Source organism: Alistipes finegoldii DSM 17242, assembly GCF_000265365.1.
Taxonomy (GTDB): domain Bacteria; phylum Bacteroidota; class Bacteroidia; order Bacteroidales; family Rikenellaceae; genus Alistipes; species Alistipes finegoldii.
Window position 1 is genome coordinate 3653456 of the sequence record NC_018011.1, and the last position, 23118, is coordinate 3676573.

At 59.4% G+C, this 23118-nt stretch carries 19 protein-coding genes and 1 pseudogene; 9 read left to right on the top strand and 11 right to left on the bottom strand.

Annotation, left to right across the window (positions count from 1 at the left end):
- Window positions 1-1089, top strand: a complete 1089-nt coding sequence (locus ALFI_RS15765; protein WP_014776550.1) for a serine protease — start codon at window positions 1-3, stop codon at window positions 1087-1089.
- A gap of 103 nt (window positions 1090-1192) precedes the next feature.
- On the opposite strand, the gene ALFI_RS15770 is transcribed toward ALFI_RS15765, so the two are convergent.
- The 6 genes and pseudogenes from ALFI_RS15770 to ALFI_RS15795 all read right to left on the bottom strand — a co-directional run bounded on the left by ALFI_RS15770 (window position 1193) and on the right by ALFI_RS15795 (window position 6511).
- Window positions 1193-2503 (bottom strand): hypothetical protein, encoded by a 1311-nt coding sequence (locus ALFI_RS15770; protein ID WP_014776551.1) that lies wholly within the window; start codon window positions 2501-2503, stop codon window positions 1193-1195.
- 98 nt (window positions 2504-2601) lie between these two features.
- Window positions 2602-2979: pseudogene (locus tag ALFI_RS15775) on the bottom strand (4Fe-4S binding protein); the annotation flags it as partial.
- A 10-nt stretch (window positions 2980-2989) separates the two neighbouring features.
- Window positions 2990-3547, bottom strand: coding sequence for a flavodoxin (locus ALFI_RS15780; RefSeq protein WP_009598160.1), 558 nt, complete (start codon window positions 3545-3547; stop codon window positions 2990-2992).
- Between the two features lie 19 nt (window positions 3548-3566).
- Window positions 3567-4106 (bottom strand): flavodoxin family protein, encoded by a 540-nt coding sequence (locus ALFI_RS15785; RefSeq protein WP_009598263.1) that lies wholly within the window; start codon window positions 4104-4106, stop codon window positions 3567-3569.
- Window positions 4107-4122: 16 nt separating this feature from the next.
- Complete coding sequence (locus tag ALFI_RS16765; RefSeq protein WP_014776552.1) at window positions 4123-5625, bottom strand: cupin domain-containing carboxymuconolactone decarboxylase family protein; 1503 nt, start codon at window positions 5623-5625, stop codon at window positions 4123-4125.
- A gap of 34 nt (window positions 5626-5659) precedes the next feature.
- On the bottom strand, window positions 5660-6511 hold the full coding sequence (locus ALFI_RS15795; protein WP_014776553.1) for an aldo/keto reductase: 852 nt from the start codon (window positions 6509-6511) through the stop codon (window positions 5660-5662).
- Window positions 6512-6745: 234 nt separating this feature from the next.
- On the opposite strand from ALFI_RS15795, the gene ALFI_RS15800 reads away from it, so the two are divergent.
- Window positions 6746-7642 carry a helix-turn-helix domain-containing protein gene (locus tag ALFI_RS15800; RefSeq protein WP_009598129.1) on the top strand — a complete coding sequence of 299 codons (897 nt, stop codon included), beginning with the start codon at window positions 6746-6748 and terminating at the stop codon, window positions 7640-7642.
- A gap of 175 nt (window positions 7643-7817) precedes the next feature.
- Here ALFI_RS15800 and gpmA read toward each other — a convergent pair whose 3' ends face one another.
- The 4 genes from gpmA to ALFI_RS15820 all read right to left on the bottom strand — a co-directional run bounded on the left by gpmA (window position 7818) and on the right by ALFI_RS15820 (window position 11629).
- Window positions 7818-8561, bottom strand: a complete 744-nt coding sequence (gpmA, locus tag ALFI_RS15805; protein ID WP_009598232.1) for a 2,3-diphosphoglycerate-dependent phosphoglycerate mutase — start codon at window positions 8559-8561, stop codon at window positions 7818-7820.
- Between the two features lie 3 nt (window positions 8562-8564).
- Window positions 8565-9581, bottom strand: coding sequence for a 2-hydroxyacid dehydrogenase (locus tag ALFI_RS15810; protein ID WP_009598270.1), 1017 nt, complete (start codon window positions 9579-9581; stop codon window positions 8565-8567).
- A gap of 56 nt (window positions 9582-9637) precedes the next feature.
- Complete coding sequence (locus ALFI_RS15815) at window positions 9638-10690, bottom strand: class I fructose-bisphosphate aldolase (protein WP_009598180.1); 1053 nt, start codon at window positions 10688-10690, stop codon at window positions 9638-9640.
- A 90-nt stretch (window positions 10691-10780) separates the two neighbouring features.
- The gene (locus tag ALFI_RS15820) at window positions 10781-11629 is read right to left on the bottom strand and encodes an AraC family transcriptional regulator (RefSeq protein WP_009598196.1); all 849 of its coding nucleotides are present in this window, start codon (window positions 11627-11629) and stop codon (window positions 10781-10783) included.
- Window positions 11630-11791: 162 nt separating this feature from the next.
- On the opposite strand from ALFI_RS15820, the gene ALFI_RS15825 reads away from it, so the two are divergent.
- The 4 genes from ALFI_RS15825 to ALFI_RS15840 are packed head-to-tail and all read left to right on the top strand — an operon-like array spanning window position 11792 to window position 18091.
- Window positions 11792-12949, top strand: coding sequence for an efflux RND transporter periplasmic adaptor subunit (locus ALFI_RS15825; protein WP_009598234.1), 1158 nt, complete (start codon window positions 11792-11794; stop codon window positions 12947-12949).
- Window positions 12950-12952: 3 nt separating this feature from the next.
- On the top strand, window positions 12953-16132 hold the full coding sequence (locus tag ALFI_RS15830; protein WP_009598268.1) for an efflux RND transporter permease subunit: 3180 nt from the start codon (window positions 12953-12955) through the stop codon (window positions 16130-16132).
- 4 nt (window positions 16133-16136) lie between these two features.
- Window positions 16137-17510, top strand: coding sequence for a TolC family protein (locus tag ALFI_RS15835; protein WP_014776554.1), 1374 nt, complete (start codon window positions 16137-16139; stop codon window positions 17508-17510).
- On the top strand, window positions 17510-18091 hold the full coding sequence (locus ALFI_RS15840) for a TetR/AcrR family transcriptional regulator (protein ID WP_014776555.1): 582 nt from the start codon (window positions 17510-17512) through the stop codon (window positions 18089-18091). The genes ALFI_RS15835 and ALFI_RS15840 overlap by 1 nt, the downstream gene beginning before the upstream one ends.
- Window positions 18092-18244: 153 nt before the next feature.
- On the opposite strand, the gene ALFI_RS15845 is transcribed toward ALFI_RS15840, so the two are convergent.
- Complete coding sequence (locus tag ALFI_RS15845) at window positions 18245-20428, bottom strand: LruC domain-containing protein (protein ID WP_014776556.1); 2184 nt, start codon at window positions 20426-20428, stop codon at window positions 18245-18247.
- On the opposite strand from ALFI_RS15845, the gene ALFI_RS17095 reads away from it, so the two are divergent.
- The 3 genes from ALFI_RS17095 (at window position 20385) to ALFI_RS15860 (ending at window position 23114) form a co-directional block, all read left to right on the top strand.
- Complete coding sequence (locus ALFI_RS17095; RefSeq protein WP_155835676.1) at window positions 20385-20738, top strand: hypothetical protein; 354 nt, start codon at window positions 20385-20387, stop codon at window positions 20736-20738. The two genes, ALFI_RS15845 and ALFI_RS17095, sit on opposite strands and share 44 nt — an antisense overlap.
- A 76-nt stretch (window positions 20739-20814) precedes the next feature.
- Complete coding sequence (locus ALFI_RS15855; RefSeq protein WP_014776558.1) at window positions 20815-22098, top strand: O-acetylhomoserine aminocarboxypropyltransferase/cysteine synthase family protein; 1284 nt, start codon at window positions 20815-20817, stop codon at window positions 22096-22098.
- Complete coding sequence (locus ALFI_RS15860; RefSeq protein ID WP_014776559.1) at window positions 22098-23114, top strand: homoserine O-acetyltransferase family protein; 1017 nt, start codon at window positions 22098-22100, stop codon at window positions 23112-23114. Before ALFI_RS15855 ends, ALFI_RS15860 begins: the two co-directional genes overlap by 1 nt.
- The last annotated feature ends 4 nt before the right edge of the window (window positions 23115-23118 follow it).

Genomic DNA, 23118 nt, shown 5'->3' on the forward strand with positions numbered 1-23118 from the left:
ATGGAACATAACAATATCTACAAGTCGGTATTCAAAGTAACCCACTCAGGCGGCTCCGGCAGTTGTTTCTACCTGAAAAACTACGATCTTTTCGTAACGAATTACCATGTGGTCGAAGGGTACCGCACCGTCGCCGTACACGACAACGACCGCAATCCCTATCTGGCGAAGGTCGTGCTGGTCAATCCGGCGCTGGACATCGCCCTGCTGGCCGCCGAAGGCGACTTCTCGGCGCTGCCCGAAATGACGCTCGCAGCGGACGACTCGCTTACCATCGGCCGCAAGGTATACGTCGCGGGATACCCCTACGGCATGCCCTTCACGATCACCGAAGGTTCGGTATCGTCGCCCAAACAGCTGATGGACGGCAAATACTACATCCAGACCGACGCCGCGGTGAACCCCGGCAACTCAGGCGGTCCGATCCTGAACGACGCGGAAGAGGTGGTAGGCGTGACGGTCAGCAAATTCACGCAGGCCGACAACATGGGCTTCGGCATCCGCGTCGAAACGCTCCACGGCCTGCTCGAATCGCTCGGCGAGCTGGACCGCACGGCATTCCAAGTGCAGTGCGGCAGCTGCGAGGAGCTGATCTGCGAGGAAGAGGAGTTCTGCCCCTCGTGCGGCGACAAGCTGCCCGAAGGCGTTTTCGACGAGCGCGAGCTTTCGCCGCTGGGCGGATTCGTCGAAAGCGCAATTCGGGAAATGGGCGTCAATCCGGTGCTTGCGCGCGACGGATACGACTCGTGGCTCTTCCACAAGGGCAGCTCCGAAATCCGCATCTTCGTATACGACGGCAACTACCTCTTCTCGACCTCGCCGATCAACCTGCTGCCGAAGAAGGAGGTGGAGAACGTACTGGACTATATGCTCAGCGAGGATTTCGGCCCCTACAAGCTGGGAATCGAAGGCCGGCAGATTTACATCGCCTACCGCATCCATCTGGCCGACATCACGGACGAATCGGAAGACGAAATCCGCAAAAACATCGTCGGACTCGCACTGCGGGCCGACGAGATGGACAACATGCTCGTAGAGCGTTTCGGCTGCGAATTCTCGGAATATTCGAAAACCGACGCCGAGGCATGACCCTCGACAGCGAACGGAAAAGCCGGACCTTTTTGAAAAGGTCCGGCTTTTTCGTATCCGCGTCCCGGCCGGGTGCGCAGGGTCTACCGCGGCGCAAGTCCGCTCAGCGGAAAATCTCCTTCATTTCGAGCCAGAGATTCATCGGCCGGCGGCCCTTGTAAACGCAGTGCTCCGACAACGCTTCGCACAATCCGTCATAGTTTTTGAGGTAGAACGCGGAGACGCGGACGACGCGCCTGCCGGCCTTCATCAGATAGCGGTATTCGTACGCGCCGCCCCGGCTGACGAGTATCATCGAAGTGATGGCGTCGAAACTTTTCAGATCGTACCTGCGCGTAAAACCCAGCCCCGCAAACGATGTAACGGCAAGGGTGCCGCCGTCGATACGCAACCTTACGGCCGAGCGTCTCAGCTCCCCGAACACCAGCCAGCAGACACAGAACAGCATCAGGAGCGTCACGCCGTAAACCGGCAGCCGGGATGCTCCCTCCGCCCGGACGGCACCGCAGATGAACAGGCCGCAAAACCCGATAAAGAGCAGGGCGGCCGCCACGACGAAATACACCTGCCACGAGAAGCGGGAAACGACGGCGTTACGGCCTGCGGCGGGTGCATGATCGCGCACGAAAATCGCCGTCCACAAAAAAAGAAGCACGCCCGCAAAAGCATATACGATCCGCCTCCGGCCGGGCGTCGCAGACTCAGTACCTTCGGGACCGGCTTCGCCTTTCAGCCAGACGACGTAAGAGGGGGCTTCGAACGGTTTTCCGCCGAACGACAGCCGCGGCGTAAGGATATGTTTTCCGGGGGTGTCCACGTCGATCCGGTATCGGTAAATACACTCTTCCCGCCCGTTCCTGCTGGAATAAGCGGTCGAAAACGGGGTGCAGGTCTCCGTATCGTCCAGCACCAGCACCGGATCGGCCTTGTCGGGCTTGCGATCGCAGACCAGCCGGACGATACAGCCGCCCATGGCCGCCATAGCCGCCGAATCCGGTTCCAGCCGGCACTGCGGCTCGCAATGCGCCGAATCGGGAAGCACCGTAATCCTTTTCCGCTCAAAACAACATTCGCGACCGCCGACGACGGCCGTCGTTCCCGGCACGAAGACCTCGCCGCTCACGCGCGAACGGACCCGGTAGCGGTAAGAGAAGAGTTCGGAGTCGGTCCGGACGCCGTTCACGATCGACAGCTGCGAGCCGTGCGACTGTCCCAGTTCGCGGACCAGCGTCAGAGCACCCCAGCGCGGCGGCGCGATCGACTCGATCTCACGGTCCGCCGTGTATGCCACCTCGAACTCCTGAAATACCGTCGGACACGCAGGCGTGACCTCGACGCCGAGCCGCTGCGCCCTCAGGGCGACACTCCAAGACAACGCCGGCAGGAGCATGAACAGAAAATAAAGCTTCCTCATTGCGGGATTTCGTAATTGCACCCCAAAGATACGAATAACCGGCTGAAATTGCGCAATTTCACGCCGCTTTCCTGCAACATTATCCACCCGGAACGCTAAGGCGCCAGCAGTTCGGCGACGGGCTTGATATGGGCGACCATCACCGCAACGAACAGCGCCAGCATGCCGTAACGCAGCCACGGCAAGGCACGGGAATAGGTAAAACGGTTTTTGCGCCGTTTGCCGCCCGCCCACGAAGCGACGTCCTGAAAGACGCCCAGCGGGCAGATCACCGAACAGTAGACCCGTCCGAACAACAGCGTCAACACCAAGAGCGCCGCAACGACGGCGACATTGACCGCCAAAACAGCGGGCAGCAACTGCACTCTGGCCATCCAGCCGAACCACGCATGCAGCGTCCCCGTGAAATCGAGGAAGAGCAGCGTAATCATCGTAAAGAAAACGGCCGCGGCCGCGATTCTGATTTTTCGCAACATCTGGTATAGTTTATTTTGTCAGATTCAATCCCTGAACCCACTTCCGCACGACGTCCCGCGAGTCTTTCACGGCCCCGCCGCGTAGGGGAAGCCCGCCGAGCAGGGTAGCGCCCGCACAAAGTTTCCGAATATCCTCTTCGCTGCGGCCCATGCGGCTGCCTTCGTGGGTCATAAACGGCACGACGGTCTTGCCCGCCCAGTCGCAGTCCGCGAGGAACGTCGCCACCGGCGGCGCGACCGTGGACCACCAACAGGGCGAGCCGACGAAAATCACGTCGTACGCCCCGACATCGGGCAGCCGGCCTTTCAGCGCAGGGCGGACGCCGCCGCCGATCTCTTTCTTGGCCTGATCCACGACGGCTCCGTATTCGGCGGGGTAGGCCGCGGCCGGAACGATCTCGAAAAGATCGCCGCCCGTCGCTTCGGCGATCTGCCGCGCCATGGCGCGCGTATTGCCGCTGTGGGAGAAATAGGCCACCAGCACCTTCGTGCCGGATGCGGTCTGCGCCTGTGTATTCATATCGGGTAAGAACATCGTCATAATCGCTATCAAAACAATCCGTTTCATTTTGTTCTCTATTTTAGGTTTACACCCGGCGGCCCAGCTCATAGACTTCGTCCATCGCAGGCATTCCTTCGATTTCACCCGCCTGCCAAGCTCCGACGCCGTAAACGACACCCCGCTCTTCGGGGTCGTCGAGACAGTCGAGAAATCCGCGGAAACACTCCACGGTGCGCTCCATCATCTCAACGCTCTCTTCGGCGGCCGTCAGGATGAAGTAAAACTCCTTGCCGCCCATCTCCGTATAGCGGGCGCAGGTGCGGTCGATCAGGGTCTTCATCTGCGCGCAGAGCGTATAGAAGTAAACCGGCGTAGCCATCACGATCACCTCCGCGCCGATCATCTTGCCGACCACCTCGGCCGCATCGTCCCGCTGCGGACAGGGCTTCGCCCCGCCGTAACATACGCCGCAGCCCGTGCAGTAATTTATCTTCTTATCCCGGAGGAAAATCTTCTCCACGTCGTGTCCGGCCTGCTGCGCCCCGGCCATGAAACGGTCGCACAACAGATCCGAGTTGCCCCCGCGCCGCGGGCTGGAGGAGAGGATCAATACTTTCTTCGCCATATCTATTTCTTCTTTTTTATTCGTTTTCGGGTATCGCTTCGTTCAGGCAGGCGATCGCATTCAGCGTACGCGGATAGCCTGCATAGGGCAGCAGCTGGGTCACCACAGCCAACAACGTCCGCTTGTCGTTGCCGACATTCAGGTTGCCCTGAATATGTCCCCTGAGCTGGGGTTCGCAGCCGCCCAGCGTGAGCAGCATCGAGAAAGTCAGCAGCTCGCGCACCTTCGCATCCAGCCCGCCGCGGGAGACGTAATCGCCGAAACAGTTGGCCGACAGGTAGTCCTGTATATGTTGCTGGTTCTCCGGCGCGGCGGCGCGCATCGCATCGATCCGCTCCCCGAAAATAGCCTTCTGCACCGCCAGTCCCTTTTCGAAGCGGGTTTCGGGCGAAGTCGCCGACTGGCCTTCGAGCGGAAGCGCAACGCCCCGCGCCGTCAGCACCCCGTTGACGATATGCACGAAATCGACCGTCCGCGCCATGCCGACGTAGGGAACCGCCTGATAGACCACCTCTTTCGCTTCGACGGGCGTCACACCCACGTTCAGCGCGCCTTCGAGCATCGTCCGAAACTCGGTCTGCGCGGCTCCGGCAATGCACGACGCGAGGATGCACATCATCCGCGTCTTAACGTCGAGATCGCCGTAGCCGAGTACTTCAGCGAACGTAAAGTTATCAAAAATTTCGATTAATTCGGGATCGGTCGCCGCAAGTTCCGATTCGCACCCGGAAAACAGCTGCGCACGGGTCTCTACGGCCGCGGCGCGCAGGCGCGGAGCCGCGCTCTTGGCCGAGGACAGGGGCGCTGTTGCGGACATGGACATTGCCGCAGGAATGGGCGCTGCGGAGGACATGGACATTGCCGCAGGAATGGGCGCTGCGGAGGACATGGACATTGCCGCAGGAATGGGCGCTGCGGAAGACATGGACATTGCTGCGGAAACGGCCGCGACCGAAGATTCGGCAGTCGCAGCAATCCCGGCAGCGGGCGCGGTCGCAGAGGCGGGTGTGGAGGCGATCGCGGCAATCCCGGCGGTCGCAGCGGAATAGTGCGCGTCGTCCACCGGTCCGAGCCACGTATTGCGGTTGATCTGCGGATTGGTTTCGATCGCCAGATGCGAGAACCAACTGTCAGGAGCCGCGCCGTGCCAGTGCGCCGCGTCGGGAGCGATCTCGACCACGTCGCCCGGCAGCAGCTCGCGGGCCGGCTCGCCCTCGGCCTGATAATATCCCCGGCCGCCCACGGCGACGAGAATCTGGCCGCCCGTATGGCTATGCCAGTTGTTGCGGCATCCGGGTTCGAACGTGACGTTCGAAATCGGGCAGTTGAGCGCCCCGTTCCGCGTCAGCCGGGCCAGATAAGCCTGACCGACAAAATATTTCGAGAATGTTTCGGGCAGTTTATCCCCGACGGGGAACACGCTGATTTTCTTCGGTTTTTCCATATTCCGAGCATTTATCCGGTTACACGTTCCGGCCGCAAGCAGTGCGGCCGCAATTATCAAAAGAAGTTGCTTCATCGTTTCGCGTTTTCATCATATCCTCAGTTGCCGATCAGTCCATCTCGTATTTCATCGTCCCCAGCCACTTCACGGTCTCAGGATCGCGGTGTGACAGAAAACAGCTCCGCCGGGTGTCGAGCGTTGCGATCAGGTCCATGTCTTCCGGCGCGAGGTGAAAATCGAAGACGTCGATATTTTCGGCCATGCGCTCCGGACGCACCGACTTCGGGATCACGACCACGCCGCGCTGGATCAGCCAGCGCAGGACGACCTGAGCGACCGATTTCCGGTATTTCGCGGCCAGCGACACCAGCGTCCCGTTGCCGAACAGATTGTTACGCCCCTCGGCGAACGGCGCCCACGATTCGATCTGCACGCCCTCAGAGGCCATCACCGCGGCCGCTTCGGTCTGCTGGCAGAAGGGATGCGTCTCGACCTGATTGACGGCGGGGACCACCTCGTTATGAAGGATCAGGTCCACCAGCCGGTCCGGCTGGAAATTGCTCACCCCGATGGCCCGGACGGCCCCTTCGCGGTAAAGCTCCTCCATCGCCCGCCACGAACCGTAGACGTCGCCGAACGGCTGATGGATCAGGTAGAGGTCGAGATAATCGAGCTGCAGGCGTTCGAGCGACTTGGCGAAAGCCCGCTTCGTGCTCTCGTACCCGGCATCCTGCACCCAGAGTTTCGTCGTGATGAAAAGTTCCTCGCGGGGTACGCCGCTCCGCCGGATCGCCCGGCCCACGGCCCGCTCATTGAGATAGGCCGAAGCGGTGTCGATCGAACGGTAACCCGCCGCAATCGCATCGCATACACACTGTTCGCAGACCGTCTCTTCGACCTGATAGACGCCGAAACCCAGAACCGGCATTTCGACGCCGTTGTTTAAAATTCTATGCTCCATTTTTTCTCCTTTTATTGATTTCAAACCCGTATTCCGACCGACGGAACCTCCTTTCGTTTTCCCGGTTTATCGGGTTCGGGTCCGTTTCACACTGCAAAAGTAGGGCGATTCCGGCGGGGCGTGTCATTACCCGAATTACGGTTCGTCATACCATTATTACCGATTCGGCCGCGAAGGTGCGGCGGGCATGAAAAAAAGCATTAACTTTGTGACAGACAACAATAATCGAAGCATATGGACGAGATCGTAAAAATGGAGCACGTCTACCAGTACAACGAAATGATGGGGCAGGAGACGCTCCATCCGCTGGTCAGCGTCATCGACTTTTCGAAATGCCCGAAGGCCCGGCACGCCCGGCGCATGTACGGATTCTACTGCGTCTTCCTGAAAGACGTCAAATGCGGCGACATGCGCTACGGACGCCACTATTACGACTATCAGGAGGGAACGCTCGTATTCATCGCACCGGGGCAGGTGGTCGGCATCGAGGACAACGGCGAGGTGTTTCAGCCCAAAGGCTGGGCGCTACTGTTCCACCCCGACCTGATCCGGGGCACGTCGCTCGGACGCAGCATGGACGAATACACCTTCTTTTCGTACGAAGCCAACGAAGCCCTGCATCTCTCGGAGCAGGAGCGGCTCGTGGTGCTCGAATGCCTGCAGAACATAACGGGCGAATTGAACCATGCCATCGACAAGCACAGCAGACGGCTGATCGTCTCGAACATCGAACTGCTGCTCAACTACAGCATACGCTTCTACGAGCGGCAGTTCATCACGCGCAGCGAGGTCAACAAAGACGCGCTGTCCCGGTTCGAACGGCTGCTGAACGACTATTTCAAAGGCGACACGCCCCAGCGCGACGGGGTGCCTTCGGTACGCTGGTGCGCGGAACAGCTGCACCTGTCGGCCAACTATTTCGGCGACCTGATAAAGAAGGAGACCGGCAAATCGGCGCAGGAGTACATTCAGCTGAAGGTGATCGACATCGCCAAGGAACGGATATTCGACGCGACGAAGTCGATCAGCGAAATCGCCTACGAACTCGGTTTCCGCTATCCCCAGCACTTCACCCGGTTGTTCAAGAAGTGCGTCGGCATGTCGCCCAACGAATACCGGACGACAAACTGACGCCGCAACGAAGCATTATCGCATTCAGGCGGCGGCAACCGGAGCCACCCCAGAGGATCGCATCACCCGCGCCGACGAAAAGCCCCCGCTCGCAATGAGCGGGGGCTAAAACATGAAGGCCGGGAATCCGGCACGGCCGGGAATTCTACTTTCCCGCGCCGGAATTCGCGCCGTGCTATTTCCGACCCTGATCGGCGACGGCGGCCATCAGCGCAGCGATCTCTTCGGGATCGCCGAGGAAATAATCCCTGACGTAATTCAGCCCGTCGTCGAATTCGAAGACATAAGGCACGGCGGTCGGGAGATTGAACTCCGAAATCGCTTCGTCGGAGATGCCTTTCAGGTGTTTGATGATGCCGCGCAGGCTGTTGCCGTGGGCCACGACCAGCAGGGAGTCGTGGCGGGCGAGCGCCGGCAGGATTTCGCATTTCCAGTAGGGCATGATGCGGCCGACGGTGTCGAGCAGCGACTCGGTGCGGGGCAACTCCGCTTCGGGTACGTCGCGGTAGCGGGGATCGAAGCGCGGGTTGCGCGGGTCCTCTTCGCCGAGCGGCGCCGGAGCCACATCATAACTGCGGCGCCAGATGTGCACCTGCTCGTCGCCGTATTTCTCTGCCGTTTCCTTTTTGTTGAGTCCCTGCAAAGAGCCGTAATGCTTCTCGTTGAGCCGCCAGCTCTTCGAAACCGGCACCCAATCCTGATCCAGCTTGTCAAGTACGACGCCGAGCGTCTTCACGGCCCGTTTCAGGTAGGAGGTATAGGCATGCCCGAACAGAAAGCCCTCCTCGCGCAACAGCAGGCCGGCCTTTTCGGCCTCGGCGACGCCTTTTTCGCTCAAATCGACGTCCGTCCATCCCGTGAACCGGTTTTCCCGGTTCCATGTGCTCTCGCCGTGGCGGAGCAAAACAACTTTTTTCATCGTTCAATTCATCGTTTTTTCCGGTTCGGCGCGCACCTCGTTCCGCAACTCCCGGTGCACAGCGAAATCGTTGATATTCTGCAAAGTGGTGTGCGCTATATTATCCAGCGCTTCACGTGTAAAGAACCCCTGATGGGAGGTCATGACGACATTGTTGAACGAGAGCAGGCGCGCCAGCACGTCGTCGTCCATGATCCGGTCCGACGTATCCTCGTAGAAATAGGCGGCCTCCTCTTCGTACACGTCCAGTCCGGCCGCACCGATCTTCTTCTCTTTCAGCCCCTCGATCAGCGCTTCGGTGTGGATCAGCTGACCGCGGCCCGTATTGATGAGCATGACGCCGGGTTTCATCCTGCCGATGGCGGCGCCGTCGATCATGTAGCGGGTTGCGTCGGTCAGCGGGCAGTGCAGCGAGATGATGTCGGAGCGGCGGTAAAGTTCGTCCAGCGACACGTATTCTATCTGCGCCCGCACGGCATATTCCGGGTCGGGGTAGATGTCGTACGCGAGGACCTCCATGCCGAATCCCTTGAGGATGCGGATCAGTTCGCGGGCGATCTTTCCGGTGCCGACGATACCCGCCGTCTTGCCGTACATGTCGAATCCCAGCAGGCCGTGCAGCGAGAAGTTGCCGTCGCGCGTGCGCCAATAGGCGCGGTGGACCTTGCGGTTGAGCGTCAGCATCAGCATCACGGCGTATTCCGCCACGGCATGCGGCGAATAAGCGGGAACACGCACGACGGGAATGCCGTATTCCGCCGCGGCTTTCAGGTCCACGTTGTTGAATCCCGCGCAGCGCAGGGCGATCAGCTTCACGTCCATCGCCGCCAAAGAGCGTATCGTGGCGGCATCGGCCGTATCGTTCACGAAGATACAGACCGCATCGGCCCCCTGCGCCAGCGAAGTGTTGTTGCCGTTCAGGTGGCTGCGGTGGTAATTGAATTCGAATCCGTAACGCTCGTTGGCGCGGTCGAACGACTCCCGGTCATAGGGCTGCGTGCCGAAGAAGGTTATTTTCATAATGCACGATTTTATCTTTTTCTTACTTATATAGAACGGTATACGCCGGGCCGTTATTACGCGATCGTCACTTCGGGATCGAGATATACGTCCTGAATGGCGTTGAGCAGGGCTATGCCTTCGTCCATGGGCCGCTGGAAAGCCTTGCGGCCGCTGATGAGACCCATGCCGCCGGCGCGTTTGTTCACCACGGCCGTCATGACGGCCTCCTGCAGATCGGACGCGCCGTGCGACTCGCCGCCCGAATTAATCAGCCCCACGCGGCCCATATAGCCGTTGGCCACCTGATAGCGGCAAAGGTCGATGGGGTGGTCGGTGGTCAGCTTCGTGTAAACCTCGTCGCGGGTCTTGCCGAAACCGATGGCGCGGAAACCGCCGTTGTTCTCCGGAAGCTTCTGCTTCACGATGTCGGCCTTGATGGTCACGCCCAAGTGATTCGCCTGCCCCGTGAGGTCGGCCGAAGCGTGGTAATCGACGCCGTCCTTCCTGAAGCTCCCGTTGCGCAGGTAACACCACAGGATCGTCGCCATGCCCAGCTCGTGGGCATAATCGAACGCCTCGGCGATCTCGACCAACTGGCGGCGGCTCTCCTCCGAGCCGAAATAGATCGTGGCGCCGACGGCGGCGGCGCCCATGTTCCAAGCGTCGCGCACGGTGCCGAACATCACCTGATCGTAGGAATTGGGGTAGGAGAGCAGTTCGTTGTGGTTGAGTTTCACGATGAACGGAATCCTGTGCGCGTATTTGCGCGCCACGGCGCCCAGCACGCCGAAGGTCGAAGCCACGGCGTTGCAGCCGCCCTCGACAGCCAGCTTCACGATATTCTCCGGATCGAAATAGGCCGGATTCGGAGCGAACGACGCGCCGGCCGCATGTTCGATGCCCTGATCCACGGGCAGGATCGACACATAGCCCGTACCGGCCAGACGGCCGTGGGAGAGTATCCACTGCAGGCTGCCGAGAGTGCGGATATTGCGGTCGGACTCCATCCAGACCCGGTCGACGGTGTCGGGCGCGGGAAGATACAGCAGTTTCTTGTCGATGGTCCGGCACACATGGGAAAGGTAGTATTCGGCCTTTTCCCCAAGAATTTCAATCGTCTTGCTCATAATCTTTCGTATTTTACGACATGCCCTGCAATTCAGGGTCCAAACACGACAGACGGCGCGAAACAAAAACTGCCCCGGTATCGGGGCTGCTTATTTTTTCGTGTTGCGGTACTCGGTGGGAGACTCGCCCGTATGCTTCTTGAAATAACGCCCCAGATAGGACTGGTCGGGAAAATGCAGGCGGTAGGCGATCTCCTGCACCGACAGATCCGTCGACTGCAGGAGCATCTTGATCTCCAGCAGCACCGAGCGGTCGATGAACTCCTTGGCCGAGCTATGCGCGATATTGCGCACGATGGTCGAGAGATAACGTGTCGAAATGCAGAGTTTGTCGGCATAGAACGACACCTCGCGCTGCTGCGAACTGTGTTCGTGCACCAGCGCGACGAAACGGTGGAAAAGCTCCGTCTGGCGCGTCGTCGTTTCGGGCGTCTGCTGCTGCATGTTGGCGTAACGCTGCAATTTGTCGTAAATCTCCAGCAGCACGTTCTGCAGGCGGTTGCGGATGATCGTATTGCGGAACACATTGTTGCGGTCGCGGTAGGTGTATGCGGCCATCTGAAACCAAGTACTGGCGCCTTCCACGATGCGGGCGGGCGGATAGGTGATCGGATTTTCGCGCAGGATTCTGAAAAACGACGGTTCGAGACGGAAACCGGCTTCGGCGAAAAGGTCGCGCGAGAAGGCGCAGAAGGTCATCCGGAAATCCTCCGTGCGGTTGGTCAGCATCAGCAGCGAGCCGGGCAGCACCAGAATCAGCGTGTTGCGCCGCACCTGACCGCAATATTGGTTTACGGTGGCGTCGGCGCTGCCCTTGCGGCAGTAGAGAATCGCCCCGCCTTCGCAGCGGCTCGCATAATTGCCGAAAAAGGCGAAATCGGACTCTCCGACGACGAACTGTTCTTCCGGTGTGGTTATTATGGGGTTAGTCGCTGACATAACAATTCTTTTTTCGAACAAATTTAACGCTTTTTTCATTAATTTCCTAAATTTTGTTCCGGAAAACACCAACACTGTTCGCAATATAATGGCACATCGTCGGCCTTTTTACGGTACTTTTGCACCGTAAAAAGTTTTTTTAGTTTAAAAAAGAGGAGAATTATGAAGCAAACATTTGTGAAAGCAGCCGTCATGGCCTGCTTCATGGCAGCCGTTTCGTGCGGACAGGCACCGACGGCAATGGGCCCCGCGGAATACGCCGTGATGACCATAGCCACTACCGACCGCGAAATCCCGATCAACTACTCGGCGACCATCCGCGGACGTCAGGACATCGCCATCTATCCGCAGGTTTCGGGAACCATCTTCGAACTCTGCGTAAACGAGGGTCAGACCGTTTCGAAAGGCCAGCCCCTTTTCATCATAGATCAGGTGCCGTACAAAGCGGCGCTGCAGACCGCAGAAGCCAACGTGGCGGCTGCCAAAGCCGGCGTAGCCACGGCGCAGCTCACCTACGACAGCAAAAAGGAGCTTTACGCCAAGAACGTGGTTTCGCAGTACGACCTGCTGACGGCCGAAAACACGCTGCTGACCGCCAAGGCCCAACTCGCGCAGGCCGAAGCGCAGCGCGTAAACGCCGCCAACAACCTCTCCTATACGGTCGTGAAGGCTCCGGCCAACGGCGTGGTGGGAACGCTGCCGTACCGTGTCGGCGCGCTGGTCAGCGCATCGATTCCGCAGCCGCTGACGACCGTATCGGACAACTCGGACGTATACGTCTACTTCTCGATGACCGAGAACCAGCTGCTCAACCTGACCCGTCAGTACGGTTCGATCGCCAACACGCTCAAGAACATGCCCGACGTACGGCTGGTGCTCAACGACGGTTCGGTCTATGACCGGACGGGCCGCATCGAGTCGATCAGCGGCGTCATCGACACCTCGACGGGCAGCGTACAGCTGCGCGCCGTGTTCCCCAATGCGGACGGCCTGCTCCATAGCGGCGGCGCCGGCAGCGTGATCGTGCCCAACATCCACAAAGACTGCGTAGTCGTACCGCAGGTGGCGACCTTCGAACTGCAGAACAAGGTATACGTATATAAGGTAGAGGACGGCAAAGCCACATCGTCGATGATCGACGTGGAGAAGATCAACAACGGCAGAGAGTATATCGTCAAGTCCGGACTTACGCCGGGCGACGTGATCGTTGCCGAAGGCGTAGGTCTGCTGCGTGAAGGTACGCCCATTGTCGTCAAGGGGCAGGGCGCCGCAGCACAGACAGCTCCTGAGGCCGCAACCCAAACCGAAAAGGAGGAATAACCTATGACACTGAAACATTTTATCGAACGACCCGTACTGGCGTCGGTCATATCCATCGTAATCGTAATCGCCGGTCTTATCGGTCTCGCGACGCTGCCCGTCGAGCAGTATCCCGACATCGCTCCCCCGACGGTGATGGTGCGCGCCTCCTATCCGGGAGCCAGCGCAGAGACCATCCAGAAATCGGTCATCGTACCGCTCGAACAAGCTATCAACGGGGTGGAGGACATGACCTATATGACCTCCAGCGCCGCAGTCGGCAGCGCATCCGTAACGGTTTACTTCCGTCAGGGAATCAATGCCGACATGGCCGCCGTCAACGTGCAGAACCGAATATCGCGCGCTACCGGACAGCTGCCCTCGGAGGTGACGCAGATCGGTGTGACCACCATGAAGCGCCAAACCTCCATGGTGAAAATATTCTCGCTTTACAGCCCCGACGACTCCTACGACGAGACGTTCCTGTCGAACTATCTGAAGATCAACATCGAGCCGCGCGTTCTCCGTATCGCGGGCGTCGGCGAAGCCTTCACGCTGGGAGCCGACTACTCGATGCGTATCTGGCTCAAGCCCGACGTGATGGCCCAGTACAAGCTCATCCCGTCGGACGTAACGGCGGCCCTCGCCGAGCAGAACATCGAGTCGGCAACCGGTACGCTGGGTGAAAACTCGCAGAACACGTTCCAGTATACGATGAAGTACCGCGGACGTCTGATGACTCCGGAGGAATTCGGGGAAATCGTACTCCTCGCACAACCCGACGGTACGATCCTGCACCTGAAAGACGTCGCCGACATCGAGTTGGGCAGCGAATCCTATGCCTACAAGGGCTACACCAACGGCCATCCGGGCGTTAGCACGATGGTCTTCCAGACTGCCGGTTCGAACGCCACGCAGGTCGTCAACGAGATCAACGCACTGCTCAAAGAGGTCGAAAGCGAACTGCCCAAAGGCGTCGCCATCGCACACCTGCAGAGCGTGAACGACTTCCTCTACGCCTCGATCAACGAAGTGATCAAGACGCTGATCGAAGCCATCCTGCTCGTTATCCTCGTGGTATACGTCTTCCTGCAGGATATCCGTTCGACGCTGATCCCCACGATCTCGATCCTCGTGGCGCTGGTCGGAACCTTCGCGTTCCTCTCGGTGGCCGGGTTCTCGATCAACCTGCTGACGCTCTTCGCGCTCGTCCTTGCCATCGGTACGGTCGTCGACGACGCCATTATCGTGGTGGAGGCTGTCCAAGCGCGTTTCGACGTGGGATATAAGTCCTCCTATATGGCAACCATCGACGCCATGTCGGGTATCACCTCGGCGATCATCACCTCGACGCTGGTCTTCATGGCCGTGTTCATTCCCGTAGCCATGATGGGCGGAACGTCGGGCGTATTCTACACGCAGTTCGGCATCACGATGGCCGTGGCCGTCGGTATCTCGGCGATCAACGCCCTTACGCTCTCCCCGGCCCTCTGCGCACTGCTCCTCAAACCGTATCTCGACGAGAACGGCGAAATGCGCGACAACTTCGCGGCACGCTTCCGCAAGGCTTTCAACAGCGGATTCAGCGCCATGATCAACAAATACAAGCACGGCGTACTGCTCTTCATCAAGCACAAATGGCTGATGTGGTCCACGCTCGGACTGGCGTTCGCCGCCCTTGTCTTACTGATGAACACCACGAAGACGGGTCTGGTGCCCGACGAGGACCAAGGTACGATCATGGTCAACGTCACAACGGCTCCGGGCACTTCGCTCGCCGAAACGCATCAGGTCATGGAAGAGGTCTCCGCCCGCATCAAGGCCATTCCCCAGATCAGGGACTTCATGCAGGTGGCCGGCTACGGTATGATCGCCGGTCAGGGCTCGTCCTACGGTATGTGTATCATCAAGCTGAAGGATTGGGAGGAACGTCCCGAAAAAACGGATGCCGTAAACGCGGTCATCGGTCAGATCTACGGACGCACGGCCGATATCAAGAACGCGCAGATCTTCGCCGTGGCGCCGCCGATGATTTCGGGTTACGGCACCTCGACCGGCTTCTCCATGCACCTGCAGGATAAGTCGGACGGCAGCCTGACCGACTTCTACAACATCTACCTGCGGTTCATCGGAGCGCTGAACCAGCGTCCGGAGATCGCAATGGCCTACTCGACCTTCAACATCAACTTCCCGCAGTACGTCGTAAGCATCGACGCGGCGAAGGCCAAACGCGCCGGCGTATCGCCCAACGCGATTCTCTCGACGCTTTCGGGTTACTACGGCGGCCAGTACGTTTCGAACGTCAACCGCTTCTCGAAGATGTACTATGTGACGATTCAGTCCGACCCGAAATACCGTCTCAACACCGAGTCGCTCAATAACGTCTTCGTGCGTACGAACAACGGGGAGATGGCTCCGCTGGGACAGTTCGTGGACCTGACGAGGGTTTACAGCTCCGAAGTGCTCAACCGCTTCAACATGTACAGCTCGATCGCCGTGAACGGCACCGCCGCCGACGGATATTCGTCGGGCGACGCCATCCGCGCCATTCAGGAAGTCGCGGCGCAGGTGCTCCCGAAAGGCTACGGTTACGACTTCGACGGCATCACCCGCGAGGAGGCGCAGACAGGCAGCAACACGACGATCATCTTCGGCATCTGTCTCCTGCTGATCTACCTCATCCTGAGCGCTCTGTACGAGAGCTTCCTGATTCCGTTCGCCGTCATTCTCTCCGTGCCGTGCGGTCTGCTGGGTTCGTTCCTCTTCGCCAAGATGATGGGGCTGGAGAACAATATCTACCTGCAGACGGGTATCATCATGCTGATCGGTCTGCTTTCGAAGACCGCCATCCTGATTACGGAGTACGCCGCCGACCGACGCGCCGCGGGCATGAGCCTCACGCAGGCCGCCGTATCCGCCGCCAAGGCCCGTCTCCGTCCTATCCTGATGACCGTCCTCACCTGCGTATTCGGTATGATTCCGCTGGTGTTCTCGCACGGTGTGGGCGCCAACGGCAACTCCACCCTCGGTTCGGGTGTCGTGGGAGGTATGATCGTCGGAACGCTGGCGCTGCTGTTCCTCGTACCGACGCTGTTCATCGTCTTCCAGACCCTGCAGGAGAAGGTCAAGCCGCTGGAGTTCGATCCCGATCCGCAGTGGGCCGTGCGCGCCGAGCTGGAGGAGTGTAAAAACGAGAAAGAGTAACAAGATGAAAAAGCTTATTATCATACTGGCCGCAGCGGCCATGACCGGCTGCGGCATCTACAAGCCCTATACGCGTCCCGAAGTGAAAACCGACGGACTCTACGGCACGGCCGAAACCGCCGATACGATGACGATCGGCAATATCGGCTGGGAAGAGATGTTCTCTGATCCCTACCTGCAGACGCTTATCCGGCAGGGACTGGAGAACAACACCGACCTGCAGTCGGCGCAGTGGCGGGTAAAGGAGGCCGAGGCGACGCTTAAATCGGCACGTCTGGCTTACCTGCCGTCGTTCAACTTCGCACCGCAGGGCAACCTGAGCAGTTTCGACTGGGCGACGCCGTCGAAAACCTACAACATTCCCGTGACGGCAAGCTGGCAGATCGACATTTTCAACGGTCTGACCAATGCCAAGCGCAAAGCCAAAGCGCTCTACGCCCAGAGCCGGGAGTACGAGCAGGCCGTGAAGACGCAGCTGATCTCAGGCATTGCAAACCTCTATTACACGCTGCTGATGCTCGACGGGCAATATGAGGTAACCGAGCAGACCGCCGTGAAATGGCGCGAGAGCGTGCGCACGATGCGGGCGATGAAGGAGGCCGGCATGGCCAACGAAGCCGCCGTCGCCCAGTACGAAGGCACCTGTCTTTCGATCGAAGCGTCGCTGCACGATCTGGAATACCAGATCCGTATGGCCGAGAACAGTCTCTGCACGCTGCTGGCCGAAGGCCCGCACCAGATCGAGCGCGGCCGGCTCGAAGGACAGCGGCTGCCCGACGACCTGACGGTGGGCGTGCCCGTACAGATGCTTTCGAACCGTCCCGACATCCGCAGCGCCGAGTATTCGCTCATGCAGTCTTACTACGCCACCAGCGAAGCACGTTCGGCCCTTTATCCCACGATCACGCTGAGCGGCACGCTCGGTTGGACCAACAACAGCGGCATGGGGATCAAGGATCCCGGCAAGATACTGTGGTCGGCAGCGGCATCGCTTCTGCAGCCGATCTTTAACGCCAATGCCAACCGCGCCCGCGTGAAGATCGCCAAGGCGCAGCAGGAGGAGACCAAGCTGGCGTTCCAGCAGGCGCTGCTCAACGCCGGCGCAGAGGTGAACAACGCCCTTACGCAGTGCCAGTCGGCCCGCGCGAAGGCCGATCTGCGGGTACAGCAGATCGAAGCGCTGGAGCGCGCCGTGGAGAGCACGGAACTGCTGATGAAGCATAGCAGCACGACCTATCTGGAAGTGCTGACCGCCCAGCAGTCACTGCTTTCGGCCCAGTTGTCTCAGATAGCCGACCGCTTCGACGAAATACAAGGCGTCGTGAACCTCTATCAGGCTCTCGGCGGCGGTCGTGACATGGCTGAGGAGGCGAAATAATGAAGCGGGGAGCGACCAAGGAGGAGATCATCCGCATTACACAGGCGCTCATCGCCCGGAACGGCATCCGTGCCGTCCGGGTGGATGAGATCGCCCAGACGCTGGGTATCTCCAAGCGCACCCTGTATGAAATGTTCGCCGACAAGGACGATCTGATAAACGCCTGTCTCGACGCGATGAGCAGCAAGCAGCGCGAACGCATCGCAACGTACCGGAAACAACGCAGCGGCAGCGCCCTGCAGAGGACTTTCAAGCTGGCATACGAATATATCGCCAACCTCTACATGGTCGAAAGCAGTTTCCTGTCGGACCTGCGCCATAAAATAATTTATGCGGACCATTTCGACGAACACCGCGAGTTCTGGCGCCGCGAGCTGGCGCACCACCTCGAAGCCAGCAAGGAAGAGGGGTTGCTGCTTCCCGAAATCGAGGGCGCAAGTTTTGCAGACCGCATACTGGAGACGATTCTGGAACTACGGCTCAACAACGCCACGCGAGAGGAGGTTTACCTTTTTTGCAGAACGATTCTGCGCGGTGCGGCGACCCGGCAGGGCATCGAACGCATCGACAGAAAACGATAAACCGTATTTCGTAACATCAGAACGCTTCGCAACGATTCGTTGCGGAGCGTTTTTTTCGACGGTTCAATAGAGGAAGAGGAAGGTCTCCCCACACAAAACAAGCCCGCAGGAAAAACCTGCGGCCTTGCGGTTCGGAATAACCGATACGAATCTTTAATAGAGCATATCCTCGTCGGCTTCGTCCTCGTACCAATCCACATGCTGGGCGCCGCCCGATGCGGCCCATGCGTTGAAATAGGTATAGGCGGTGCGGATGTCCTTGCGCTCGGCAGGGTAGCGGAACTCGCCCGAAATCATCAGCGCCCACATCATGTAGTTGTCCTTCATACCCGTTCCCTTCGACACGAAGTATTTGTACGGCTCGGCTTCGGCGAACGTATTGCCCGAAACGACCGCGAATCCGGTCGGCTTGTAGGTCGGCATATGCACCTCGGTATCGCGGCTGAATACGCCCGAACTCTTCGAATTGACGACGATAAAGGCGTTGACGGCCGATTCCAGCACCGCAGCCGCATCGACGGGCCGGGTGAAAGTCACGGTAGTCGTATGCTTCACGGTCGGAACGGGCGCCGTACCTTTGGAGGTATTGATGTAGGTGCCTTCGCCGAGAATCTCCTGCGCGGTGTTGAAGAGCGGAATGACGGCATATTCGTTGCCGGATTCGAGACCCGGTCCAGCGAATGCCCCCTTGCCGAAGGCCGTGTTCGTCGTCTCGACACTGGCGACCTGCGAAGCGGCGACCTTGTCCAGCTGCACGGCGAACGCATTGAGGTGCGCGGCGCCGGCGGCTTTCAGCTCCCAGTTGATGCGGATGGAACCCACCTTGCCGCTTTCCTTGTTCACGAGCCGGTCGATGCCGGTCACGACGACCACGTCGTTCATATCGTAATCGCCGATCCACGGCCAGCCGTCCTCGAAACAATAGGTGTAGGGCGCACCGATCACCTCGATGATTTCGGGTTCCGGCTCCGGATCGGGAGTCACAGGCTCCTTGCCTCCGTTGCATTTGCTCTCGGCAATCACGACCGTCTGCTTGTCGCGCATCACGGCGCCGCCAATCAGGCTGCCGGCGTCGATGACGTATTTCGCATCGGCCGCATTGTCGTAGACGACCTCCATAAGTCCCTCGAACTTGGTGCCGTAATAACGCGAGCTGACGCCCTTTTCCCGGATCACGACCACGGCCATCGGCTGGTCGGCCTGCGCCTGACTGACGATGCGCACGTTGCCGCCCGATCTGCTCGCATTGTATTCGTTCATGGAGAAGATCGAACCGGCTGCGGCATACAGCTCCGTATTGCTGTTGAAATATACCGTTCCGGCGTCGAGACCCGAACCCGAAGCGATGTAGAATTTCGCACCTTCGGCAATGACGTCGTCCGCTGCGGTATAGCAGTTCACGTAAAGCGTACCGCCGCCGCGGGCTTCGAGTTTATCCATCGTGGCCACACCTTTCTGGTAGGTCACCGAATAGTTGGTCACGTAGAAGGTCCCGTCGATGGCAACCGTGCCGTTCTCGCAGTTGTGAAGCTCGGCGTAGGTATTGAGCCGGAAATCGGCGCTTTCGACCTTGCCGTCATTGTAGAGCTTCGCCTTGTTGGTGACTTCGACTTCACCCGCCTGCAATGCGGCCGACGCTCCGTTGTAGAACTCGCAGGAGGTGTTGACGTTGAACAGTCCGTTGACAACGAACGTGCCTTCGTTGACGATGGTCTTGCAGGAGAAGCTCGTCTGATCGGTGGTGAAAGTACCGCCCTCGAATACATAGATGGCCGGATAGACCGCATTCTGCTGGAGGTTGGCTTTCGCCTCCCTGATATATACTTCACCGCCCGGAAGCACCGCAAGGGTCGCCTGTCCGATAGTAACCGACGCATTGAGCGTCAGTTTGCCCGCCACGTAGAGAACCGGAGCGGAATGGGGCGAGAACTTGCCGTTCAAATTGATATTGCCCGTAATCTCGGCGCCCGCGGGAATGTAATATTCCGCCGCCGCGGCATAGGGTTTGGCGATCCAGATGGCTCCGAGGTCGATATTGCCCGCCGGCGTCTGGCGGATAACCGCGCCTTCGGCGAAGTCGCTTTCCGTCTTAACCGGCAATGTCGGATAATCGGGCATCGACGAGCTTTCGCTGCGTGTAGCAGCGGAAGTGCGGATTTTGTGCGCTTCGGCGCTTTTCATCACGGCGCCCGCAACATTGAGAGCCGCGGAAACCGGCTGCATGCTGACCGACACGGTACCGTCGGGCAGGGTAGTCTGCACATAAAGGTTCCTGACCCCGGCGGGCAGCGTCATGGCCGTCGAGAAAACAGGCTGCGAAGCCTTTACCTTGTGCATTGCGCACATTCTTCGAGACAAAGATAAACATTATTTTCAACTCCAAATCATTTCCGCTCATTTATTTAACAAAACAGGCCACAATCGCATCTTTGGCATGCAAAATTCCGACCGAGGGAAAGGTTTTTCCAAAAAAATATCCCGCGGCGAGCGTAAAACTCAAAAAAACCGCTATATTTGCACCATTGGAAACAGATCCGAAGCTGAAATGACTGCAATGAACACATACGACAGCCCGTACCGCGGAACACTCCGCGGTATGATGACCATGGGTATGATGTGCATGCGCAGCCGATTCCGCCGGGTGTAACCTTTCCGTATGCACGAACGACACAATCCGGCTTCCTTTGAGGTCGGATTTTTTTGTAACGAACAAACAGCGAAATATGACTCCGAAAAACTACCGATTCGAAACGCTGCAGGTACACGCAGGCCAGCAGCCCGATCCCGTGACCGGTTCGCGCGCACTGCCGATCTACCAGACCACGTCCTATGTTTTCGACAGCGCCGAACAGGGCGCGGCACGCTTCGCCCTGCGCGAAGAGGGTAACATCTACACCCGTCTGAGCAATCCCACGACTTCGGTTTTCGAAGAGCGCATGGCTGCGCTCGAAGGGGGCACGGCGGCCGTGGCCGCCGCATCGGGCATGGCCGCCCAGTATCTGGCGTTCAGCAATCTGGTCGAAGCGGGCGACAATATCGTCAGCACGTCGTTCCTCTACGGCGGCACGTTCAGCCAGTTCAAGCATACGTTCGCCCGCATCGGCGTCGAAGTGCGCTTCGCTCAGGGCGACGACATCCGAAGCATCGCATCGCTCATGGACGACCGTACGAAAGCGGTTTATCTGGAAACGATCGGCAATCCCGAATTCAACGTACCCGACTTCGAACCCATCGTCGCGCTGGCGCACAAGCACGGCATTGCGGTAGTGACCGACAATACGTTCGGCGCGGGCGGATTCCTCTGCCGGCCGATCGAATGGGGCGTGAACGTCGTGACGCACTCGGCGACCAAGTGGATCGGCGGGCACGGCACGAGTCTGGGCGGGGTAGTCGTGGACGGCGGCAACTTCGACTGGGGCAACGGCAGATATCCGCTGCTGAGCGAACCCTCGGAGGGATATCACGGCTTTAATTTCTGGAAAGAGTGCGGCAAAACCGCCTTTGCGACCCGCACCCGCTGCGAAGGGCTGCGCGACATCGGCCCCTGCATCAGCCCGTTCAACGCGTTCCTGCTGACGCAGGGACTCGAAACGCTCTCGCTGCGCGTACAGCGCAGCGTGGACAACGCACTTGCGGTCGCGGAGTGGCTGGAAAAGCATCCCAAGATCGAACACGTCAGCTATCCGGGACTCAAAAGCAGCAAGTACCACACGCTGGCGAAGAAATACCTCCGCAACGGTTTCGGCGGCGTGCTGACGTTCCGCGTGAAAGGCAGTGCGGAGCAGGCGTCGAAGATCGTAGACAACCTCGGTCTGATCAGCCATCTGGCCAACGTCGGCGACGCGAAAACGCTGCTCATACACCCCGCATCGACCACCCACGCCCAGCTCGGCGAACAGGAACTGGCCGCTTCGGGCGTATATCCCAACCTGCTGCGGCTTTCGCTCGGCATCGAGCATATCGACGACATAAAGGAAGACCTGAACGAAGCGCTGAAACATCTGTAATGGAACCCCGCATTTACATAGCCCCCGGACCGTTCCGGCTGGAAACGGGACACACGCTGCCGGAGCTGAAGATCGCCTATCACACCTACGGCGAACTGAACGCCGCGCACGACAACGTGGTGTGGGTATGCCATGCGCTGACGGCCAATTCGGACGTCGCGGACTGGTGGCCGCACACGGTCGAAACGGGGAAGTTCCTCGATCCGGCGCGTCATTTCGTCGTCTGCGCCAACATCCTCGGCTCGCACTACGGCACGACGGGACCGCTTCATACGAATCCGCAAACCGGCACACCGTACTACCGGGATTTCCCGCCCTTCACGATCCGCGACATCGTGCGGGCGCACATCCTGCTGGCCGACGCCCTCGGCATCGGACGCATCGGCGCGCTGGTCGGAAGTTCGGTGGGCGGATTTCAGGCCGTCGAATGGGCCGTCACGGAGCCGCAGCGCATCGGCAAACTGGTGCTGATCGCCACCTCGGCCAAGGCGTCGCCGTGGAGCATCGCCATCGACGAGACACAGCGCATGGCCATCGAAGCCGACCGGACGTTCGGCGAGCCGCGCGACGACGCGGGAATGGCCGGTCTTGCGGCGGCCCGCGCCATCGGCCTGCTGACCTACAGGGGATCGCTGGGCTACAACCTCACGCAGCAGGACCGCGAGGAGCTTCCGGCCGTGCACCGCGCATCGAGCTACCAGCAGTATCAGGGAGAGAAGCTCTGCAGACGCTACAACGCCTACTCCTATTACGCCATTCTCAACGCATTCGACACCCACGACGCAGGACGCGGACGCGGCGGGGTAGCGGCCGCCCTGAGTCGGATCGCGGCTCGCACGATCGTCGTCGGCATTACGACCGACATCATCTTCACCCCGACCGAGATGCGTGACCTGCAAGGCATGATCGCCGGAAGCGTCTACCACGAAATAGACTCGCCGTTCGGACACGACGGATTTCTGGTCGAGCACGAACAGCTGAACGACATCCTCCGTCCGTTCATGAATAACGAATAATCAA